The 17699-nt window shown below is 44.2% G+C and carries 16 protein-coding genes, 2 tRNA genes and 1 riboswitch; of the genes, 13 read left to right on the plus strand and 5 right to left on the minus strand.

Annotated elements, in window-relative coordinates; genetic code table 11:
• The first annotated feature begins 12 nt into the window (after window positions 1-12).
• The 4 genes from G625_RS0104155 to G625_RS0104170 all read left to right on the plus strand — a co-directional run bounded on the left by G625_RS0104155 (window position 13) and on the right by G625_RS0104170 (window position 4114).
• Window positions 13-684 carry a response regulator transcription factor gene (locus G625_RS0104155; RefSeq protein ID WP_029200095.1) on the plus strand — a complete coding sequence of 224 codons (672 nt, stop codon included), beginning with the start codon at window positions 13-15 and terminating at the stop codon, window positions 682-684.
• Window positions 685-809: 125 nt separating this feature from the next.
• A complete protein-coding gene (locus G625_RS0104160) occupies window positions 810-2372 on the plus strand; it encodes a sensor histidine kinase (protein WP_156885025.1) in 1563 nt (520 codons plus the stop codon).
• 46 nt (window positions 2373-2418) lie between these two features.
• Window positions 2419-2649, plus strand: a complete 231-nt coding sequence (locus tag G625_RS0104165) for a hypothetical protein (RefSeq protein WP_242826588.1) — start codon at window positions 2419-2421, stop codon at window positions 2647-2649.
• Between the two features lie 4 nt (window positions 2650-2653).
• Entirely contained in the window at window positions 2654-4114 is a 1461-nt protein-coding gene (locus G625_RS0104170) for a hypothetical protein (protein WP_029200098.1), read from the plus strand.
• A 143-nt stretch (window positions 4115-4257) separates the two neighbouring features.
• Here G625_RS0104170 and G625_RS0104175 read toward each other — a convergent pair whose 3' ends face one another.
• Together G625_RS0104175 and G625_RS0104180 are read right to left on the minus strand one after the other, a co-directional pair.
• Window positions 4258-4794: a hypothetical protein gene (locus G625_RS0104175; protein ID WP_029200099.1), complete on the minus strand. Its 537-nt coding sequence runs from the start codon at window positions 4792-4794 to the stop codon at window positions 4258-4260.
• Between the two features lie 323 nt (window positions 4795-5117).
• Entirely contained in the window at window positions 5118-5534 is a 417-nt protein-coding gene (locus tag G625_RS0104180) for a hypothetical protein (protein WP_029200100.1), read from the minus strand.
• Between the two features lie 448 nt (window positions 5535-5982).
• Here G625_RS0104180 and G625_RS0104185 point away from each other — a divergent pair, with 448 nt between their 5' ends.
• The 9 genes from G625_RS0104185 to G625_RS0104225 all read left to right on the plus strand — a co-directional run bounded on the left by G625_RS0104185 (window position 5983) and on the right by G625_RS0104225 (window position 15817).
• Window positions 5983-7674 carry an AAA family ATPase gene (locus G625_RS0104185; RefSeq protein ID WP_029200101.1) on the plus strand — a complete coding sequence of 564 codons (1692 nt, stop codon included), beginning with the start codon at window positions 5983-5985 and terminating at the stop codon, window positions 7672-7674.
• Window positions 7675-7772: 98 nt separating this feature from the next.
• Window positions 7773-7887, plus strand: a riboswitch (FMN riboswitch).
• 154 nt (window positions 7888-8041) lie between these two features.
• Window positions 8042-8668 carry an ECF transporter S component gene (locus tag G625_RS0104190; RefSeq protein ID WP_029200102.1) on the plus strand — a complete coding sequence of 209 codons (627 nt, stop codon included), beginning with the start codon at window positions 8042-8044 and terminating at the stop codon, window positions 8666-8668.
• A 313-nt stretch (window positions 8669-8981) separates the two neighbouring features.
• The gene (locus tag G625_RS0104195) at window positions 8982-9782 is read left to right on the plus strand and encodes a creatininase family protein (RefSeq protein WP_029200103.1); all 801 of its coding nucleotides are present in this window, start codon (window positions 8982-8984) and stop codon (window positions 9780-9782) included.
• A gap of 235 nt (window positions 9783-10017) precedes the next feature.
• Window positions 10018-10371, plus strand: coding sequence for a hypothetical protein (locus G625_RS0104200; RefSeq protein WP_029200104.1), 354 nt, complete (start codon window positions 10018-10020; stop codon window positions 10369-10371).
• A gap of 261 nt (window positions 10372-10632) precedes the next feature.
• Window positions 10633-11070: an Hsp20/alpha crystallin family protein gene (locus tag G625_RS0104205; protein ID WP_029200105.1), complete on the plus strand. Its 438-nt coding sequence runs from the start codon at window positions 10633-10635 to the stop codon at window positions 11068-11070.
• Window positions 11071-11214: 144 nt separating this feature from the next.
• Window positions 11215-11289: transfer RNA gene (locus G625_RS0104210), tRNA-Pro, on the plus strand.
• Between the two features lie 22 nt (window positions 11290-11311).
• Window positions 11312-11386 (plus strand) — tRNA-Pro (locus tag G625_RS0104215).
• Window positions 11387-11474: 88 nt separating this feature from the next.
• The gene (locus G625_RS0104220) at window positions 11475-12626 is read left to right on the plus strand and encodes an exonuclease SbcCD subunit D (protein WP_029200106.1); all 1152 of its coding nucleotides are present in this window, start codon (window positions 11475-11477) and stop codon (window positions 12624-12626) included.
• Window positions 12623-15817 (plus strand): AAA family ATPase, encoded by a 3195-nt coding sequence (locus tag G625_RS0104225; protein WP_029200107.1) that lies wholly within the window; start codon window positions 12623-12625, stop codon window positions 15815-15817. The genes G625_RS0104220 and G625_RS0104225 overlap by 4 nt, the downstream gene beginning before the upstream one ends.
• Window positions 15818-15835: 18 nt before the next feature.
• Here G625_RS0104225 and G625_RS0104230 read toward each other — a convergent pair whose 3' ends face one another.
• The 3 genes from G625_RS0104230 to G625_RS0104240 all read right to left on the minus strand — a co-directional run bounded on the left by G625_RS0104230 (window position 15836) and on the right by G625_RS0104240 (window position 17657).
• Complete coding sequence (locus G625_RS0104230; protein ID WP_156885026.1) at window positions 15836-16123, minus strand: hypothetical protein; 288 nt, start codon at window positions 16121-16123, stop codon at window positions 15836-15838.
• 164 nt (window positions 16124-16287) lie between these two features.
• Window positions 16288-16839 carry a DJ-1 family glyoxalase III gene (locus G625_RS0104235; RefSeq protein ID WP_029200109.1) on the minus strand — a complete coding sequence of 184 codons (552 nt, stop codon included), beginning with the start codon at window positions 16837-16839 and terminating at the stop codon, window positions 16288-16290.
• A gap of 137 nt (window positions 16840-16976) precedes the next feature.
• Window positions 16977-17657 carry a TIGR00266 family protein gene (locus G625_RS0104240; protein WP_029200110.1) on the minus strand — a complete coding sequence of 227 codons (681 nt, stop codon included), beginning with the start codon at window positions 17655-17657 and terminating at the stop codon, window positions 16977-16979.
• Window positions 17658-17699: the final 42 nt, after the last annotated feature.

A 17699-nucleotide genomic window follows, 5' to 3' on the forward strand; every position in this document is an offset into this window, starting at 1 on the left:
GGAGGATTAGCTATGGATCGTTTAAAAATACTTGTTGTAGATGATGAAGACAGAATGAGAAAGCTGCTTTCGGACTTTCTCAAAATAAAGGATTTTGAAGTAATCGAAGCCGCTGATGGGGAGGAAGCCATCGATAAATTTTTCTCCATAAAGGATATAGCACTTATCATTCTTGACGTTATGATGCCGAAAATGAACGGCTGGGATGTACTTAAAACAGTGAGAGAACACAGCAAGGTTCCTGTGATAATGCTTACGGCCCGTTCTGAAGAGTCGGATGAGCTTAAAGGCTTTGAATACGGTGCGGATGAATACATCTCGAAACCCTTCTCGCCAAAGATACTTGTGGCCAGAGTCGAAGCAATACTGCGAAGATCCGGCATGAATCAGGACGATGTGATAGATATAGGCGGCATAATCATTGACAAATCCGCCCACTCCGTAAAGATAGACGGCAAGGAGATTGAGCTTAGCTTCAAAGAATATGAACTCCTGGTTTATTTCATAGAAAACAAGGGCATAGCTCTTTCCAGAGAAAAAATCCTCAATAACGTATGGAACTACGACTATTTCGGAGATGCCAGAACCATCGATACTCATGTAAAGAAGCTCCGTGCCAAGATGGGAGATAAGGGCGACTACATTAAAACCGTGTGGGGCATGGGCTACAAGTTTGAGGCGTAATGAGTAAAATCAGTTCTCTCAAACAGACTATCACATCCGGAGCATCGATAATCCGTTATGAAATATCCGGAAAATGCTTTATGACAAGACTTAGGTTCTGAGAAAAACCCGGAATGGAGATTTAGATGAACAAAAACTCTATCCTGAAAAAAAGCATAAAATGGCGGTACACCTGCATTTTTATCTGCATTATCGCCGCTATACTGGCTGCCATTCTTTTGACCAACACCTTCCTTCTGGAAAGGCTTTATACCAAAGAGAAGATCACCACCCTTGAGACAGCCTATGAAAATCTGAACAATATGCTGAGCAGCAATAACGATGACAACATTGCCTCAAAGCTTTTCCCCTCAGACTACGACAGTTCAGATCCCGAAACCGAAACAACCGCCACTAAATATCTCAAAGAGCTTTCTGAGACTAACAATGTCAATGTTATCATCATGGACACAAAAACCGACCGGATATTCTCCACCTTCGGAGACCTTAATTTTCAGCTTCGGAAGCTTAATCAGTACATTCTCGGAAACAGATCCGGCATTACGGCTGAAGTGGTCAGAAAATTCGACAACTATTCAATCGAAAGAAATGTTGATAACCTGTCAAAGAACACTTACCTTGAAAGCTGGGGGTATTTTTCCGATAATACCACCTGCTTCATCATGTCCATGCCGGTTTCAAGTTTAAAGGAATCCGTGGGATTTTTTAACCGCTTCCTGCTTTTTATCGGTATGATAGCCATGATCTTTGGCTCTGTCATAGTTTATTTCATGAGCCGCGAGATCACCAAACCCATAAATCAGCTGGCCCGGCTCAGTGAAAAGATTTCCGCTCAGGATTACAGCGCAAGGTATGAAGGTACGTCTCAGGATGAGATAGGCGTTCTGGGAAACTCTATGAACACCCTTTCCGAAAGTCTTCAGAAAACCATCGCGGAGCTGAAAACCGCCAATAATGAACTCCAGTCCGACGTAGAAAACAAGATAAAGTATGCCGAGCGTCAGCAAGAATTTGTTGCCAATGTCTCCCACGAGCTTAAAACCCCTATAGCTCTTATCCAGGGCTATGCGGAGGGGCTGAATGAAGGGCTGGCGGATGATCCCGAAACCAGAAGCTACTATTGCGGAGTCATAGTGGATGAAGCAAAAAGGATGAATACTTTGGTTCATGAGCTTATGAGTCTCAGCTCGATCGAACAGGGTAAGGATCTTCCCGACTTTGCACTTTTTGATATCTCAAAGGTTGTAAACGGTGTCATTACCAAGTCAGAGATTCTTATAAAGCAGGCTTCGGCCCATGTAGAGGTAGACATTCCCGACGGCACCATGGTGTGGGCAGACGAATTCAAGGTGGAGCAGATCATAACGAACTACCTGAACAATGCACTCCATCATCTGAAGGAGCCCAATAACATAAGCATCTTCTCCGAAAAAGAACGGGACGGAACTCTGTCCATTCATGTATCAAATACAGGAAATCCCATTCCTGAAGAAGATCTGGCAAAAATCTGGGAGAAGTTTTTCAAGGTGGATAAAGCACATACCAGAAGCTACGGCGGAAGCGGACTGGGGCTAAGCATTGTAAAGGCCATAGTTGATGCCCACCACCAGAAGTGCGGAGCAAAGAACACCAGAACCGGAGTGGATTTCTGGTTTACACTGGAAAGAGAAGATAAGAGCAAACGCTGACAAGTTGTGGCAAATTTATATTTTTGAAATTTTGGAGGTAACACAAATGATAAATCCCGCAGAAATGATGAAGATTGCAGGCATAATGAAGAAATTCCAGAGCAATCACCCAAAGGTAGTGGCATTTATGCAGCACACCTTCTCAAACAGCATTCCCGTAGGTTCGGTTATAGAATTAACCATCACAAAACCGGGACAGGACCCTGTGACTACCAACTTCAAGGTTCTGGAGGATGACGTGGAAATGGTTGAAACCTTAAAGAAGATGCACAAGTGATACCATGAACCTTTCCAATTTGTTAAAAGACCCTGTAGATATTCCTTTTCTCCTCGTATATGTTACGGGAGTTCTGGTCATGGTATACAGCGCCATGCAGTTTGTCCATGGCGCTATCTACAAAGAAAAAAAGGCTCTGATCCACGGAATAAAAACCTTCCTTCTGGCTGTGCTGCTGCTGGCTCCCAGGCTTATTTACCAGAGAGTCAGAGTTGACGGATCCGATTATCTGAAGATTATAAAGACTTCAGTTAATGCCACCGGCCTCATTAATGATTCTTCCGCCTCTTATGATGAGCAGCTCGAAGAACGGCAATTGGAGGCATTGGCAGAAAGGTTATCGGCAGCCGGATATCGCACCGATATCTTAAACGGAAGCTTAAGCAGTAATTCCGAAACCGGGGTTCAAATGCTCAGTGCTGTAAAAGCCGCATCATCGGATTCTGATGATGCAGACATCATTCTGATTTCCGCATATCTCGATTCTTCCGATGCCGATGCCGTCTTTTTAGACACATCAAAAATAGCAATCCTTGAGTCGGCAGCAAAAAGGCTGTCTGCCATGGACACATCAGCAGAGATCCGTTTTCTCATATCCCGTGACCTATATAAGGGGCAGAATGCGGCAGAAGAGTATTTATCGAACCTTTCTTCCGACGAAAAGAACCGTATACTTTTTGAATTAAGCATTGACCTTAGGAAATCCGACGAATACCCGGGGTTCGAAGCAGCCACCGCTAACGGTAAAGCAACGCCCCTTTCCGAAGCTTTGATAAGCTCCATCAGAAAAATGACAGGGCAGAAGACCGAACTCAAAAGATCCACAGAAACAGAGTATATTGTTTACCATGTAAATGATATTCCATCGGTTTTACTGATCCGTAATTTACCGGAAGACAGCAGTACAAAGAACGCTCCTCAAGTACCGGATGCTGAACAGCTTTCCGACACAGCCGCCATAATAGGAAATATACTTTCAGATGCCTGTTCAAAAAACAGCACAGCCTTTACAACTTCCATCAGATCTATAGATAAGAACAACATCGGTTCCGGCTCTTTCGTAAAGAAATCATACCCGAAATCCGTATCCGTGATGAAGATATCGGAGGAGCTGGGAGTAAAGCTGACAGAAACCGGAATGAAAGCTCAGGATGGTACAGATATCTACAGCGGAAACCTTTACCTTCTTACTTTTGATTCACCTTCAGAGGTTTTCCTTCATATTAATGATGAAGGCCTCAGAAGGATCACCGTAAACACAAAGGATCTTTCCCGATCAAAAGAGGAACTGACACAGATTTTAAAAAATCTTTTCGGCGAACCCGAAGAAAATGATGACGTCCTGATCTGGACAGACGAAGAGTACGGCTCAAAATATCATTTGTCTGAAACCGACTCATCAGACGCATTTGAAAACAGTGTATCTGAAGGATACACATTATATATAACCAAAATCCACGATTAAAATAGCGGGCAGCCACAGAAAGGATCCCTACGGATTCTCCTGAACCGCTTAAAACCGCATGGCTCACGCAATCAAAATCGCGGATAATACCGAAAGCTCCGGAAACCACTTGCTATAGTGATCCCCGGAGCTTCTTTAAAATTTCACTTTTTCATGTCTGTTAAAAGTCCCGTCGGTGAAGATGACAGGATAACGCAAAAGCCTTCTTCAGTAGCTGCTATAGCCTGAGCACTCAGACTTAGATTTTCCAAAGTGGTATCTATAATTCCGATTTTTTCTGTTGAAGCAGATGCCGTTTTCTGTTCACTCGCAGCCGCTTTTTTTGCATTTGACGCTTCAATCGTGTCAGCCGCATTGATAACCGGTATTGTAACCTTTCCGGACTCAGATGTTGAAACTGTCGATATGCTTTGTGCTGTGACAGTATTCGCGGTCTGAACATTAACAGCCGCAGAAATGATCGGTGTTGCAGCCTTATTTAAGTTAACTTCATCCCCGGGCTCAACAGCGGTGGTTACAGAAGATTTATTCTGATTGTTTGATGTTGTATATTGAGATGCAGAAGAGGGCAATGATGAAACCGTCACCACATTGTCAGCCAACGCCGGTGTTGCCGGGCTCAATGTCATAACCCCGCACATCATCGCTGATGCCAGAACCCTGTTCCATATTTTATTCATAACTCTAACCCCTTACTTTCGGGATACAGGCCATTATCAAAGCTCAAATGACCGGGCACTAAGTTTATGGTAAGCCAGATTCGTGCACCAATCCCTGAATTCATTATAATCCAAAAGCTCCTTGCAAAATGTTACATTTATTCTACGTTTTTCAATCAAAACAGGTATGGGGATAATCCTGCCTTACATAAATCCACCGGGGACGGTTTTCTTCGATGAGAACAGTCCCCGGAGAAATTTCCATGAAAACAAAGAACCCATATCAATGACCTCTATACAATCATTGATATGGGCTCTATTTTTAAATCAGTTTTGTATTCAGATTAGTGAGTTGCCTCGTAAGCTGCATTAGCAAGAGCTGCTGCATCAGCTGAAGAAAGAACAGGTGCTAAAACTACCTGACTACCTGCTAACGTTTCCTTTGCAAGCTCAATAGTAGCGTTAGCCTGAGCTGCTGCTGCCTTGGAATTTGCAATTCTTGATGTATGTGTGTTAGGAGCAAGCTTGATTCCGTCTGCTGCTGTAAGAGCTGCATAAACTGCATCCTTTCCACCATTTGCCTCTACAAAAGCATTCCATAAAGCTTCACGCTTTGTGTTAGCATCATTAGCAGCAAGAGCTGATCCTGAATAAGGATTAAGGTTGCGCACGTGTGATGATGATGCAAGTGCAGGTACAGCCATAGAAGCTGCGATAACGCCTGCCATAACAACAGTCAACATTTTCTTAGAAGTTTTCATCTCAATATACCTCTTTTAATCTTTGTTATCATTTTTAGTGATACATAATTTCTTTGCCTATTATACAGCAAAAAATTAAGATTTCCATAATTTTTTCAATATTTTTACAAAAAGCGTACAAAGTCAGTACTAACAGTACCAACTCGGTAATAGTGCGGCTTAACTGTTACCGAAATTATGATTCGATACCCTTAGACGGTGATCTACTTTGACCCGTTAAGATATCGCCGGAGGAAGGGGAGATGCTACGGGATATGTTATAATGATGGAAGATTATGCTAATATATGCGTAGAAGCAAACGAGCTGCCGGTTTAAGTAAATAAACTGGTGATTAAAAACGTATAACTGTGTGAAGCATATGAGGCTGCTTATCACTAAAGCTTTAAACCGGGAAATTTGTTTTTTATACTAAAACCCGGAATATAGAAGATATATGGGAGGTTCAAGATGCCGAAGGTGATTTCCATCGGAGCACAGTATTTCTCTGATTTAAGAGAAAAGGACTGTTTTTATGTAGATAAAACATATTTTATCAAGGAATGGTGGGAGAAGAAGGACATAGTTACTCTCATAACCCGTCCGCGCCGTTTTGGAAAGACACTCAACATGAGTATGACGGAATGCTTCTTTTCTGTCAAGTACAGGGACAGAGGAGATCTTTTTGAAGGTCTGTCCATATGGGAGGATGAAAGGTACAGAGCACTTCAGGGAACGTATCCGGTTATATTTCTGTCCTTTGCGGGAGTGAAGGCGGTAAATTATGAGACAACCAGAGAGTCTATCAATAAACTTATAGTAAATTTGTATGATGATTATAAGTATATTCTTGAAGATGACAGATTTGACGAGAAAGATAGGAGAATTTTTGATGAAATCTCTATGGATATGTCTGACAGTACTGTATATACGTCAGTAAACCAACTGTGCAAATACCTCGAACTGTACTACGGCAGGAAATGCATAGTGATCATAGATGAGTATGATACTCCTATGCAGGAGGCATGGATAAACGGGTATTGGGACGAGCTCACGGCATATATGCGAGGGCTTTTCAACAACACCTTCAAGACGAATCCATACCTTGAGAGGGGACTCATGACAGGCATCACGAGAGTGAGCAAGGAGTCTATATTCTCTGATCTTAACAACCTGAATGTCATCACCACCACATCAGATGAGTATGCGGATTGCTTTGGATTTACCGAAAAAGAAGTGTTCGAGGCAATGAATACACAGGGCATCGATCCGTCAGAAAAGGAAAAGGTTAAGACATGGTATGACGGCTTTACATTTGGAAGCATTACTGATATTTATAATCCATGGTCAGTAACCTCCTATCTCGATAAGAGAAAATTTGATACATATTGGGCAAACACAAGTGGAAACGGTCTGGTTGGCAGGCTTCTCAAAGAATCTGACAGAGGAATCAAGATAGAGTTTGAGAAACTTTTAGAGGGAAAGAGTATTGAAGCAAGGATAGATGAGCAGATAGTATTTGATCAGCTGTCAGGAAGTAAAAATGCTGTCTGGAGTTTGCTTTTGGCCTCCGGATATCTAAAGGTTACAAGAGCCGTATTTAGCAGTGCAGGGAAACCAGATTATCAGCTGGCTCTGACTAACTATGAAGTAAAGTGTATGTTTGAATCCATGATTGAAGGCTGGTTTTCACAGACTGACGACTTTGGGGATTTCATTTCCGCCATGCTGCGAGGTGACGAGTACGAGATGGAAAGATACATGAATCAGGTAGCATTAAACACCTTTAGTTCCTTTGATACCGGAACATCTCCTTCCGGCGAAAAGCATCCTGAAAGGTTTTACCACGGCTTTGTCCTTGGCCTTATGGTGGATAAATCAAGAGACTACATCATTAAGTCAAACCGGGAAAGCGGCTACGGAAGATATGATGTAGTGATGGAACCAAAGAACACTTCAAATGTTGCGGTGATCATGGAATTCAAGGTCCGGGATGAAAGACGCGGAGAGAAAACCCTTTCTGACACTGCTGAGAATGCACTCTCACAGATAGAAGACAGAAAATATGATGCAGACCTGATTTCGAGAGGCATCCCTGCGGAACGCATATACAAGTACGGCTTTGCCTTTGAAGGTGAGACCTGCCTCATCAAAAAGGGATAATGTTACATTATTATCCCACTGTAATTTTATTTTTCCGGCTTTATAATTACCTGTTGACAGCCATGCCTTCAGATGATAGTCTTTAGGTGAAATTGAAATAAGTTCTTCGGGGCAGGGTGTGATTCCCTACCGGCGGTATAGTCCGCGAGCCTTTGTGCATGAACCGGTGTGATTCCGGTACCGACAGTATAGTCTGGATGAGAGAAGAAAACGTGAAGTTAGCGATGATTTATCTCAGTGCCCGAATCAAAGGTACTGAGATTTTTTCGTTATCGGGAGTATCCCGATTCGATCATATATCGAAATTTCAACCATCTCAAAGAGCTTGTTTCCTCAAATATTTATTATAATTTTGGAGGACAACACTATGACAAACAGATCAAACATTCAGAAACTCGTTTACACAGGACTTCTTGCAGCCCTTGCGGGAGTGCTCATGTCACTTGAATTCAGCATTCCCTTCTTCCCGCCCTTCTATAAGATAGACTTCAGTGATATGCCAAGCGTTATCGCGCTTTTTACTCTGGGACCATTTTCCGCATTCTTTGTTGAAGTTTCAAAGCTTCTGATCAAGCTTTTCACCGTCGGAACAAACAGCATGTATGTAGGTGAAGTTTCAAACCTTCTCGGAGCATTTATTTTCATTGTTCCTATGTGGTTAATGTACAAGAGATCCGATAAGTCCATCAAGAGCATTGCCATCTTACTTATAGTCAATGTTTTCATCCGAACAGCCTGGATGTGCTTCTGCAATGCTTTCATCACCCTTCCCATGTATGCCTCAGCTATGGGCGTAAGCATCGACGATGTTGTGGTTATGGTATCTTCAGTAAATCCTTTTATAAAGAACCTTCCCACCTTCATTATACTGGCAACAATTCCGTTTAACCTTATCAAGCTCACTTTGGTTTACACACTTTCATATGTAATCTTCAGCAGAGTGAGGGCTGCTGTTCCCGGGTTTCGCTCCATGAACAGCACAGCCCGGGTATGATCTTTAGTACTATGGAGACATTGACAGATCAGCTTTCCATATAAATTTGCTCATCAGTAGGCGAATGTTTCCGGTTCGGAGGCATTCGCCCTTTCTTTATATATATGAAGACCGGGTACCATAGTTTCCGCAAATCCCGGAACCTTAATCAGTAACTTTTTTTCCTTTTAAACAGAAGCTAATTAGATCTGCATCTGTGTGTCAGATATTAAGGCTCCCAAAACAGCGTTAATAGATGAGAGGAGCCGGTTAGATTGACATCTGTGTGTCAGAAATAAACGACGGAAAACCTGAATTTACAGAGGAGACTATAATGATTCAGAATTACAGAGATTTAACAAGAAAAGAAATGGAAGCTATCGACAAGGACAACACCATAGTCCTTATACCTCTCGGCGCCCTGGAGCAGCACGGTTCCCAGGCACCTCTCGGAACTGATTCCATGATAGCGGAAGCCATGCCAAAGTATGTAAAGGAAGAACTTGAGAAGCTCGATCCGGATTTCCCCATGCTGATATTTCCCGTGATCCCGGTGGGTCTTTCCATAGAGCATCTGAATTTTGCAGGCTCAGTTTCCTTTAAGCCGGATACCTACTACCACATGCTTTATGACATTGCAGAATCCATACAGCATCATGGTTTTAAAAAGCTTGTTTTCCTTATCTGTCACGGAGGAAACCGGCCGGTGGCTGATGTTCTTTCGAGACAGCTCCGTCATGATTTCGGGATCTTCACCTTTGTCCTTGCATCCGGCGCTTTCCTGGATCCTCAGGTTCAGGCCACCATCAGCCCGGATAATCATTGGGATTTCCACGGTGGAGAGATGGAAACTTCCATGATCATGGCGATTCACCCTGAAACCGTCAAGCTTGAGCTTTCGGAAACCGGCCACAAGGACGGAGGCTATAAAGGAATGAAAATCCTGAATTTCTCCGGTGATGCTGCCATCAACTGGATGGGAGAGGACTTAAGGACTTCCGAAGGAAAACCTATCGGTATCGGTGGAGACCCCCGTGGTGCCACAGCCGAAAAGGGCGAGATCATTTTCAGGCGTTCCGCAGAAAAACTCGCAAAAGCACTCCTCGAAGTCCGGGACTGGGACATTAACGCATAAATTTAAACCATTTTAGACCCAGATCCTTTTCGGATTCTTTCCGTTCTGCTTTGAAGTTGTATTGAAGTACTTATTGAAGTAAAATTGAAATAATTATTGAAGCTCTTCAATCAGCAGCATTCATTTTATTAAGAATATAGTATGGATGCCGGAATTTGAAATCCATATGACAAAATAAAGGGCATTGTATTTTACAGAGTAACTAAACATATTATCAAACCAACGGGAGGAGATCATGGGATTATTTGACAAGGATAATGAACCGAAGTCAAGAGAGGAGCTTGAAGCGCAGCTGGCTAAGGCAAAGGCATTTGCAGCCCTCACACCGGAGGAGATGGCAAAAAAGATGGAAGAGGCACAAAAGGCTGCTCAGGAGGCTTTTGACAAGCTGACGCCGGAAGAGCAGGCACGTGCAAAGGCTGAGGCAGAGAGACTGATGCGTGAATCAGAGCAGGAACGTAAAGCTCTTCTTGAGGAAGCTCAAAAACTATCAGGCATAAAAACTCCCAGGTTCTGTCCATACTGCGGAACCGAAAACACAGGCGGCAATTTCTGCCCGAACTGCGGAGCTCCTTATAAAACCAACTGAGATATACAAGTTTAAAAAAACAGTGGCAGACTGCATTGCGGATTGCCGCTGTTCTTAAGTTTATAGAAAATTTATAATTATTGTTAGCACTCGCCGTTGACAAGTGCTAACAATAGGACTATAACATAGTTGTAAACAAAAAGAGGGGTTCAAAAAGATATGAAACTGATCAGAATCTTCCGGGATCGCAACCGATCCGAGGTTGATCCAAAATCGAAACAAGTCTTCAAGAACCTGAATATAAAGGAGGAATTTGATATGTTGTACATGCCCAGTATTTTTGGTGAGAACTTTATGGATGACTTTTTCGGTGACTTCGACCGTGACTGGCACTCAAAGCCTGCACATAACAAACAGCCTGCCAATCTGATGAGAACTGACATCAAGGAAAATGACAAGGCTTATGAAATGGCTGTCGAGCTTCCGGGTTACAAGAAAGAGGACGTTAAATTGGAGCTTAATGACGGCTACCTGAAGATAAGCGCCGTACATAATGACAACAAAGAAGAGAAGGACAACGAGGGCAGAGTTATCCGCCGCGAACGCTACACCGGTTCAATGCAGAGAAGCTTCTATGTAGGCGATGACTTTACTCCACAGGACATCGAAGCCAAGTTTGAGGACGGAATCCTCAAGATCGACCTTCCCAAGAAGGAAGTAAAGCAGATTGAGACTCCGAAATACATCGAGATCAAGTAATAATCCAAGAAGCATGGCGTTGACGACGCCATGCTTTTAAATTTCCTCAAAATTAATTTATATTCCCCCCAAAATTAATTGTTGACAACAGCTCTCTATTCTTGTAGAATACACTAGTCGCTTGAAAAGAGCGGTCATTTAGCTCGGGGTGTGGCTCAGTTTGGCTAGAGCACCTGGTTTGGGACCAGGGGGTCGCAGGTTCGAATCCTGTCACCCCGACTTTTTAATTAAATATCTATATCGGGGTGTAGCTCAGTTTGGTTAGAGCGCTTGGTTAGGGACCAAGAGGTCGCAAGTTCGAATCCTGTCACTCCGACGATCACATCACGGAGGTTCGTTTATCGAACCTCCGTTTTTTCGTCTTCCGATCCATGATATACTATGAAGTAATACGGAGGCACAACATGACTTTTTTTCATTTATCAGACCTACATCTGGGTCTCAAACTCATAAATCACGATCTGCTTGAAGATCAAAAATACATTCTCGAAAAAATCATCAACTACGCAAAGGAATATAAGCCGGATGCCATCCTGATAGCGGGAGACATCTACGATAAAGCCATCCCGCCCATAGAGGCTGTGGAGCTGTTTGACGATTTCATCAGGAAGCTTACGGTCACCGCTCCTGATGCAGAAATAATGCTCATAAGCGGAAACCACGACAGCGCGCCAAGAGTGAATGTCTTCAGAAGCATCCTGAGTCATCAGAAGATTCACATGATAGGAAACCCGCCTGTCAGTCCTGAGGATCATATCGAAAAGGTCACTCTCGAAGATGCCTTTGGTCCCGTCAACTTTTACCTTCTTCCCTTTGTGAAGCCTTCCATGATAAAGGCCATTGTCGGCACTGACAAAAACGGGCTGAATCTGTCATATGACGAATCCCTGCACAAACTCCTGGAACGGGAGCAGATTAATGCCGAAGAACGGAACATCTTCGTAAGCCATCAGTTCTACCTTCCCAAGGGGAAATCCCCGGAAGAGATCGAGCGAATGGATTCCGAGATACATACCGTCGGAAACATTGATCAGGTTAATGCTGACCTTCTGGAATCCTTTGACTACGCAGCACTTGGTCATATCCATAAACCCATGAAGGTTGGCAGTGAATTTTACCGCTACTGCGGGACGCCTCTTGCCTGCTCAGTTTCAGAAGCCGGACAGGAGAAGGGGATCATCAGGGTCACCCTTGGGCAGAAAGGAGACATTGGCACAGAGGTTCTGCCTCTGGAACCTTTAAGACAGGTTCGCGTCATAAGAGGCGCTCTGTCCGAGGTTCTGACCCGAAGCTCTGACGATTATGTAACTGTAATCCTTGAGGACAAAGTCGATCTGGATGTTTTTGATATTCAGGACAGGCTTCGTAATGCTTTTCCGAATCTTCTGGAAATACGCCGGGAGACCCTGAGAAAAGCAGACTACAAAAACCGTTTTGAGCCGGAACGGACCCTGGATCCCTTTGAGCTTTGCAATTCATTTCTGAAAGATCTGGACGAAGAAGAACAGGCACTTTTGAAAGATGTGATCAATTCTATACAGGAGAGAGCATTTTGAAACCGATAAATTTAACCCTTCAGGCCTTCGGGTCCTATGGAAAGAAAACCAATATAGATTTTACAAACACAAGGCAGAACCTTTTTCTGGTGACCGGAGATACAGGTGCCGGAAAAACAACTATTTTCGATGCCATGGTTTTTGCGCTTTACGGCGAAGCCAGCTCCGGAAACAACAAGAAGGACGGAATAGAGCTTCAAAGCCAGTACGTGGATTACGATGTGGAGCCCTTCGTGGAGCTTGAATTTTCCGAACTTGAAGGCGGAGAGGAACAAACCTACACCGTGCGCCGCGTCCCCAGGCACCTTCGCCCCGCAAAACGTAAGGGTGCAAAGGATCAGATCATAAGTGAATCCCTGTCCCTTATCATGCCGGATGGCTCGGAATATCCGCAGAAAGAAGCTGACGAAAAGCTCCGGGAGATTGTCGGTCTCACCAAAAGCCAGTTTATGCAGGTAGCCATGATCGCCCAGGGCGAGTTCATGGAGCTTTTGAGAGCAAAGTCAGATGATAAAAAAACCATTTTCAGAAAGCTTTTCGGAACGGCACTATACCAGAAACTTGTGGATGAGCTTTTAAGCCGCAGAAAAGATAAACTGGAAACTATATCGAGGATCAGAACCGCCTGCCAGACAGAAGCAGGTCATGTAAAGATTCCGGAATATTTTGATAATGCAAAAGAACTGTCAGACTTGCAGCAAAGCATCCTTAGATCCGATCGAATGAATATTGCCAACATGGAGCAGTTTCTTCATATCCTTTCGGAGCTTTTGACAGTGATATCAGATAAGCAGAAATCCGAGCAGCAAATCTATGACCTTCTCACCTCTGACCGGGATAAAAAAATGAAGGCTCTTACAGAAGGGCAGACCATCGCCATATCCTTTAAGCAGCTCGAGGAAGCGGAACATTCTCTAAGAGAATGTGAAGCAGCAAAAGAGCAGATCGAAAGCTCTCAAAAGCTTATTTCCGATATCAAAAAGGCCTATGAAATAAAGGGCAGCTTCCTTAGATATAGTGATGAACAGAGTCTTGTGTCTGAGACCGAAAAGAAGCTTAAAGAGCAGGAGGACAAACTGCCTTCCCTTTCCAAAGCCGAAGCTGATGCCGCCCAAAAAGAAGCAGAAATGCAGAAGGTGGCTGCCGCAGAAACAGAAAGCTACGCGAAGATACATGACAGAGTAAACAAGTCTCTTGAACTGTTTGGCAGGATAAAAACAGTCGAAGCAGAAGTCAGAAAATCAGAAGAAAACCTCACAGAATTTGAAAAAGAAGCCCTAAAAGCCGAGGAAGCTTTTCAGTCCTGCGAGAAAAATGAAACAGAGTGCAGAAAACAGGAGGAAGAACTTTCCGATACCCCGGAGAGGCTCGCCCACTGGCAGGCAAAAAGCAGCGAACTATCAGCCCTGGACACAGAATACGAGGCTGCAAAAAAATCCTGTAATGCTGTAAAAGAGCAGTCTAAGCTCCTTGCAAAAGCTCAGGAGGACTACATTAGCATAAAAGAAAAGTTTAACCTCCATAATGCTGACTACATAGCAAAGCAGAACAGCTTTCTGGATGCCCAGGCGGGCTTTCTTGCAAAGGAAAAGCTGAAGCCCGGACTGCCATGCCCCGTTTGCGGCTCCCTTGATCACCCATCCCCATGCCTTCTTTCGGATGAACATAAGGAGCTGACCCGGGAACTTATCGATGAACTGTCTAAGGAAAATGACACTTTAAGAAACGCCTCTGAAAAGGCTGCATCCCTGGCAAAAACCGCAAATGAACTTCTTTCCGAAAAGAAGGCCCGCTCAGAGGAGGATCTCCAAAAGCTTCTGACAAAAATCAAAGCACTTCTTCCGGAGCTGCCTGAAGATACGAATATAAAAGCTGCCATGGCAAGACTTAATGAGTGGAGAAAATCCTTCATCGGGGAAGGCGAAGTTCTGAAGAAAAAGGACCTTGCACTCAAAAAAATCAAGGCTCTGATTTCGGAAATCGAAGAAAAGAAACCCGGACTAAAAAAGCAGGCGGATCTTGCTATGAATCAGCTTTCAGAACAAAGGATCACTCTTGCGGAACGAAGACAAGCCTTAGAGAGTCTCCTTGCCCAAAAGGATTTTGAATCCGAAAATGCCGCAAAGGATGCACTTGATCAGGCAAAACAGAAAAAAGCTGCTGCCGATAAAGCTTTAAGTAATGCCCGAAGTGAGTCTCAAACAGCAAAAGCCGCAAAGGAAGGTTCCTCAGCCCTCATCACAAGATATACTGCCGAACTTCCTTCGCTCAAGAAGGAGCTTTTGGAACGAAGGAAAAACTATGAAGCCATGCTAAAGGACAATTTCATGTCCGAAGAAGAGTGGCAAAGCATTACCGAAAATCATCCTCAGGCAGAAGCCGCAAAGCTTCAGCAGTCCATAGATGACTACACCCATAAAAAAACCGCAGCGGAGGCAGCCATACATACGGCAAAGACAGCCATTGGTGATAAGCAGAAACCAGCGCTGGAGACATTGGCACAGGAAGTAAAGGAGGCTGAAGAAAAGTGGAAACGCGAACAGGATATACTGAACGCCCTGAAGGATGATCTGAATGTCAACAAGCGGGCCTTCGATTCCCTGAACCCAAGGATGTCCGAGCGTGCAGAGGTTGTCACCGATTTTAACCGGATCGACGGACTTTACAACCGGCTTGCCGGAAAGGTGACCGGTGCCCGAATGGACATTGAAACCTTCGTACAGAGATATTATCTGGAGAGGATACTATATGCCGCAAACTTAAGATTCAGCGATATGTCGGCAGGACAGTTTGAACTCCGTATGGTGGAGGATGACCAGGCAGGAGAGGGCAAGAACCGGGGACTTGATCTCATGGTTTATTCCACCGTCACCGGCAAAGTCCGTGAGGTCCGAACTCTGTCAGGCGGTGAATCCTTTATGGCAGCCTTGTCCCTTGCTCTCGGAATGGCTGACCAGATACAGGAAAACTCTGCTGCCATAAATCTGGATGTAATGTTTATCGACGAAGGTTTCGGCTCCCTTGATGACCACTCAAGGGATCAGGCCATAAGGGTACTCCAGCGAATGGCCAGCGGTTCCAAGCTGATCGGTATCATTTCTCATGTGACGGAATTAAAACAGGAAATAGAAGACCAGCTTATAGTCACAAAGGACGAAGAGGGCAGCCATGTAAGGTGGCAGATAAGCTGATGCTGACAGGCTGAACTGTTACGCATATAACGTCTGCATCACGAACAGAAAAAAGGCTCTGTGACACACCACAGAGCCCTTCGCTGTATCCCGGTTATCAAACACATAAAACTGATAGATAAGAGATTTATCACTGTTGCTGGCATTAAGGGCGATATCAAGTCCCCTGACACCCTCAAAAAGATATGTATCATCAGTAACCTCAAATCCGGCTTCTTTTGCAGCCATGATAAACTGCTGCTTATCTATAACTCTCTTTTTTATCTCAAAATCGCTGAATATAAACGCCAGCGATGCAAAAATCATGACAAAAACGCCGAGACACACAAAACGCCCTCTGAACCTCAACACCCTTTTTCCCTCACTGAATCATTTCTTTTCTTCCTTGAACCGTGTACCCGGATGCTGAAAATTCTATCACTCAAGCCGTCACAGAAGTGTCACAAAAAAGTAATAATTTAAGATGATTTTCACACCTGATCATACTGTATAGCACTCTTTATCTTTTTAGACTCCTCAGGGCTATTATAAAGCTCTATGAGTCGCAGTCCGAGATCCAGAGCATATCCAAGTCCTCGGGCTGTTGTGATATTACCATCAGTTACGACACCATCGTGAACACAGTTTGCTCCCAAAAGCTGGTCTTCGAAGCCGGGATAGCAGGTGGCATTCCTACCTTTGAGAAGTCCCAGTTTCCCGAGAACTGAAGGGGCGGCACAAATGGCGGCTAAGGGTTTGTTCTTTTCGGCGTGGGTGAGCAGCATTTCACTAAGAATCTTTGAAGCTTTAAAATTTTCAGTCCCTACTCCGCCTCCCGGGAGGAAGAGAATGTCGGCATCTACAACATTAACCTTATCTATAGTAGTGTCTGTGATAATGTCTATGTCATGACTGGTGTGAACCCGGTTTTCTTTATTGATTGAGACAAGGCTTACATCGAATTTCGCTCTCCTTAGAAGGTCTACAACCGTAAGGCACTCGACCTCTTCAGAGCCGTCTGCGATAAATGCAAAAACTTTCATTTTAAAAAGTTCCTTTCTATATATTGCGCGTCATGAAGTTCATCCCACACTGATGTATCGGGGAAAGCTTTTGATGACGCTTGTTGAAAACAGTAAAACCCGCCGGATAGGCGGGCTTGAATTATGTTTTCAGGTGATCATTTACTGCTGGTAGGCAGGTACGGAATAATCTCTGAAGCAACCTGAGGTATAGGCATGGTCTGTAGCCATATCTTTCCGGGACCTGTAACAATGGTGTTAAAGAGACCCTCACCGCCGAAAAGTACGTTCTTAACACCCTTTATCTGCTGGATGTCCATGGTGACGGTTCCTTCCATGGCTGCAAGATAGCCTGTGTCGATGATCATCTGCTGGCCGGGTGCAAGGTTATATTCTTTGACGTGTCCGTCAAGCTCGAGGAAAACTATGCCGTTTCCTGCAAGTTTCTGCATGATGAAGCCTTCACCGCCAAAGAATCCCGCTCCCAGTTTTTTCTGGAAGGTAATTGAGAGTTCAACGCCTGTGGTTGAAGCCAGGAATGCATTCTTCTGGGCAATGAGTTCCCTGCCGGGACCGATCTCAACCGGTCTGATGGCTCCGGTGAAGCTTGAAGCAAAGGCAATGGTTCCGGGACCGCCCTCACACCTGTAATGTGTAAGGAATAATGACTCGCCGGTGAACATACGTCCGAACATTTTGCCGATACCGCCGCCCTCCTGGGACATCTGCATGTTTGGTGTCATCCAGGCCATTCCTCCGGACTCGGTTATCATTTCTTCTCCGGGCTCAAGTTCACAGATAACAACGGGCATCGGCTCGCCTTCGATAGAATATCTCATAAGCATTCTCCTTTCGGTACAAATCAACTGATTAAAATGATT

Origin of the sequence: Oribacterium sp. NK2B42, assembly GCF_000424445.1 — a bacterium.
Classification (GTDB): Bacteria; Bacillota; Clostridia; order Lachnospirales; family Lachnospiraceae; genus Oribacterium.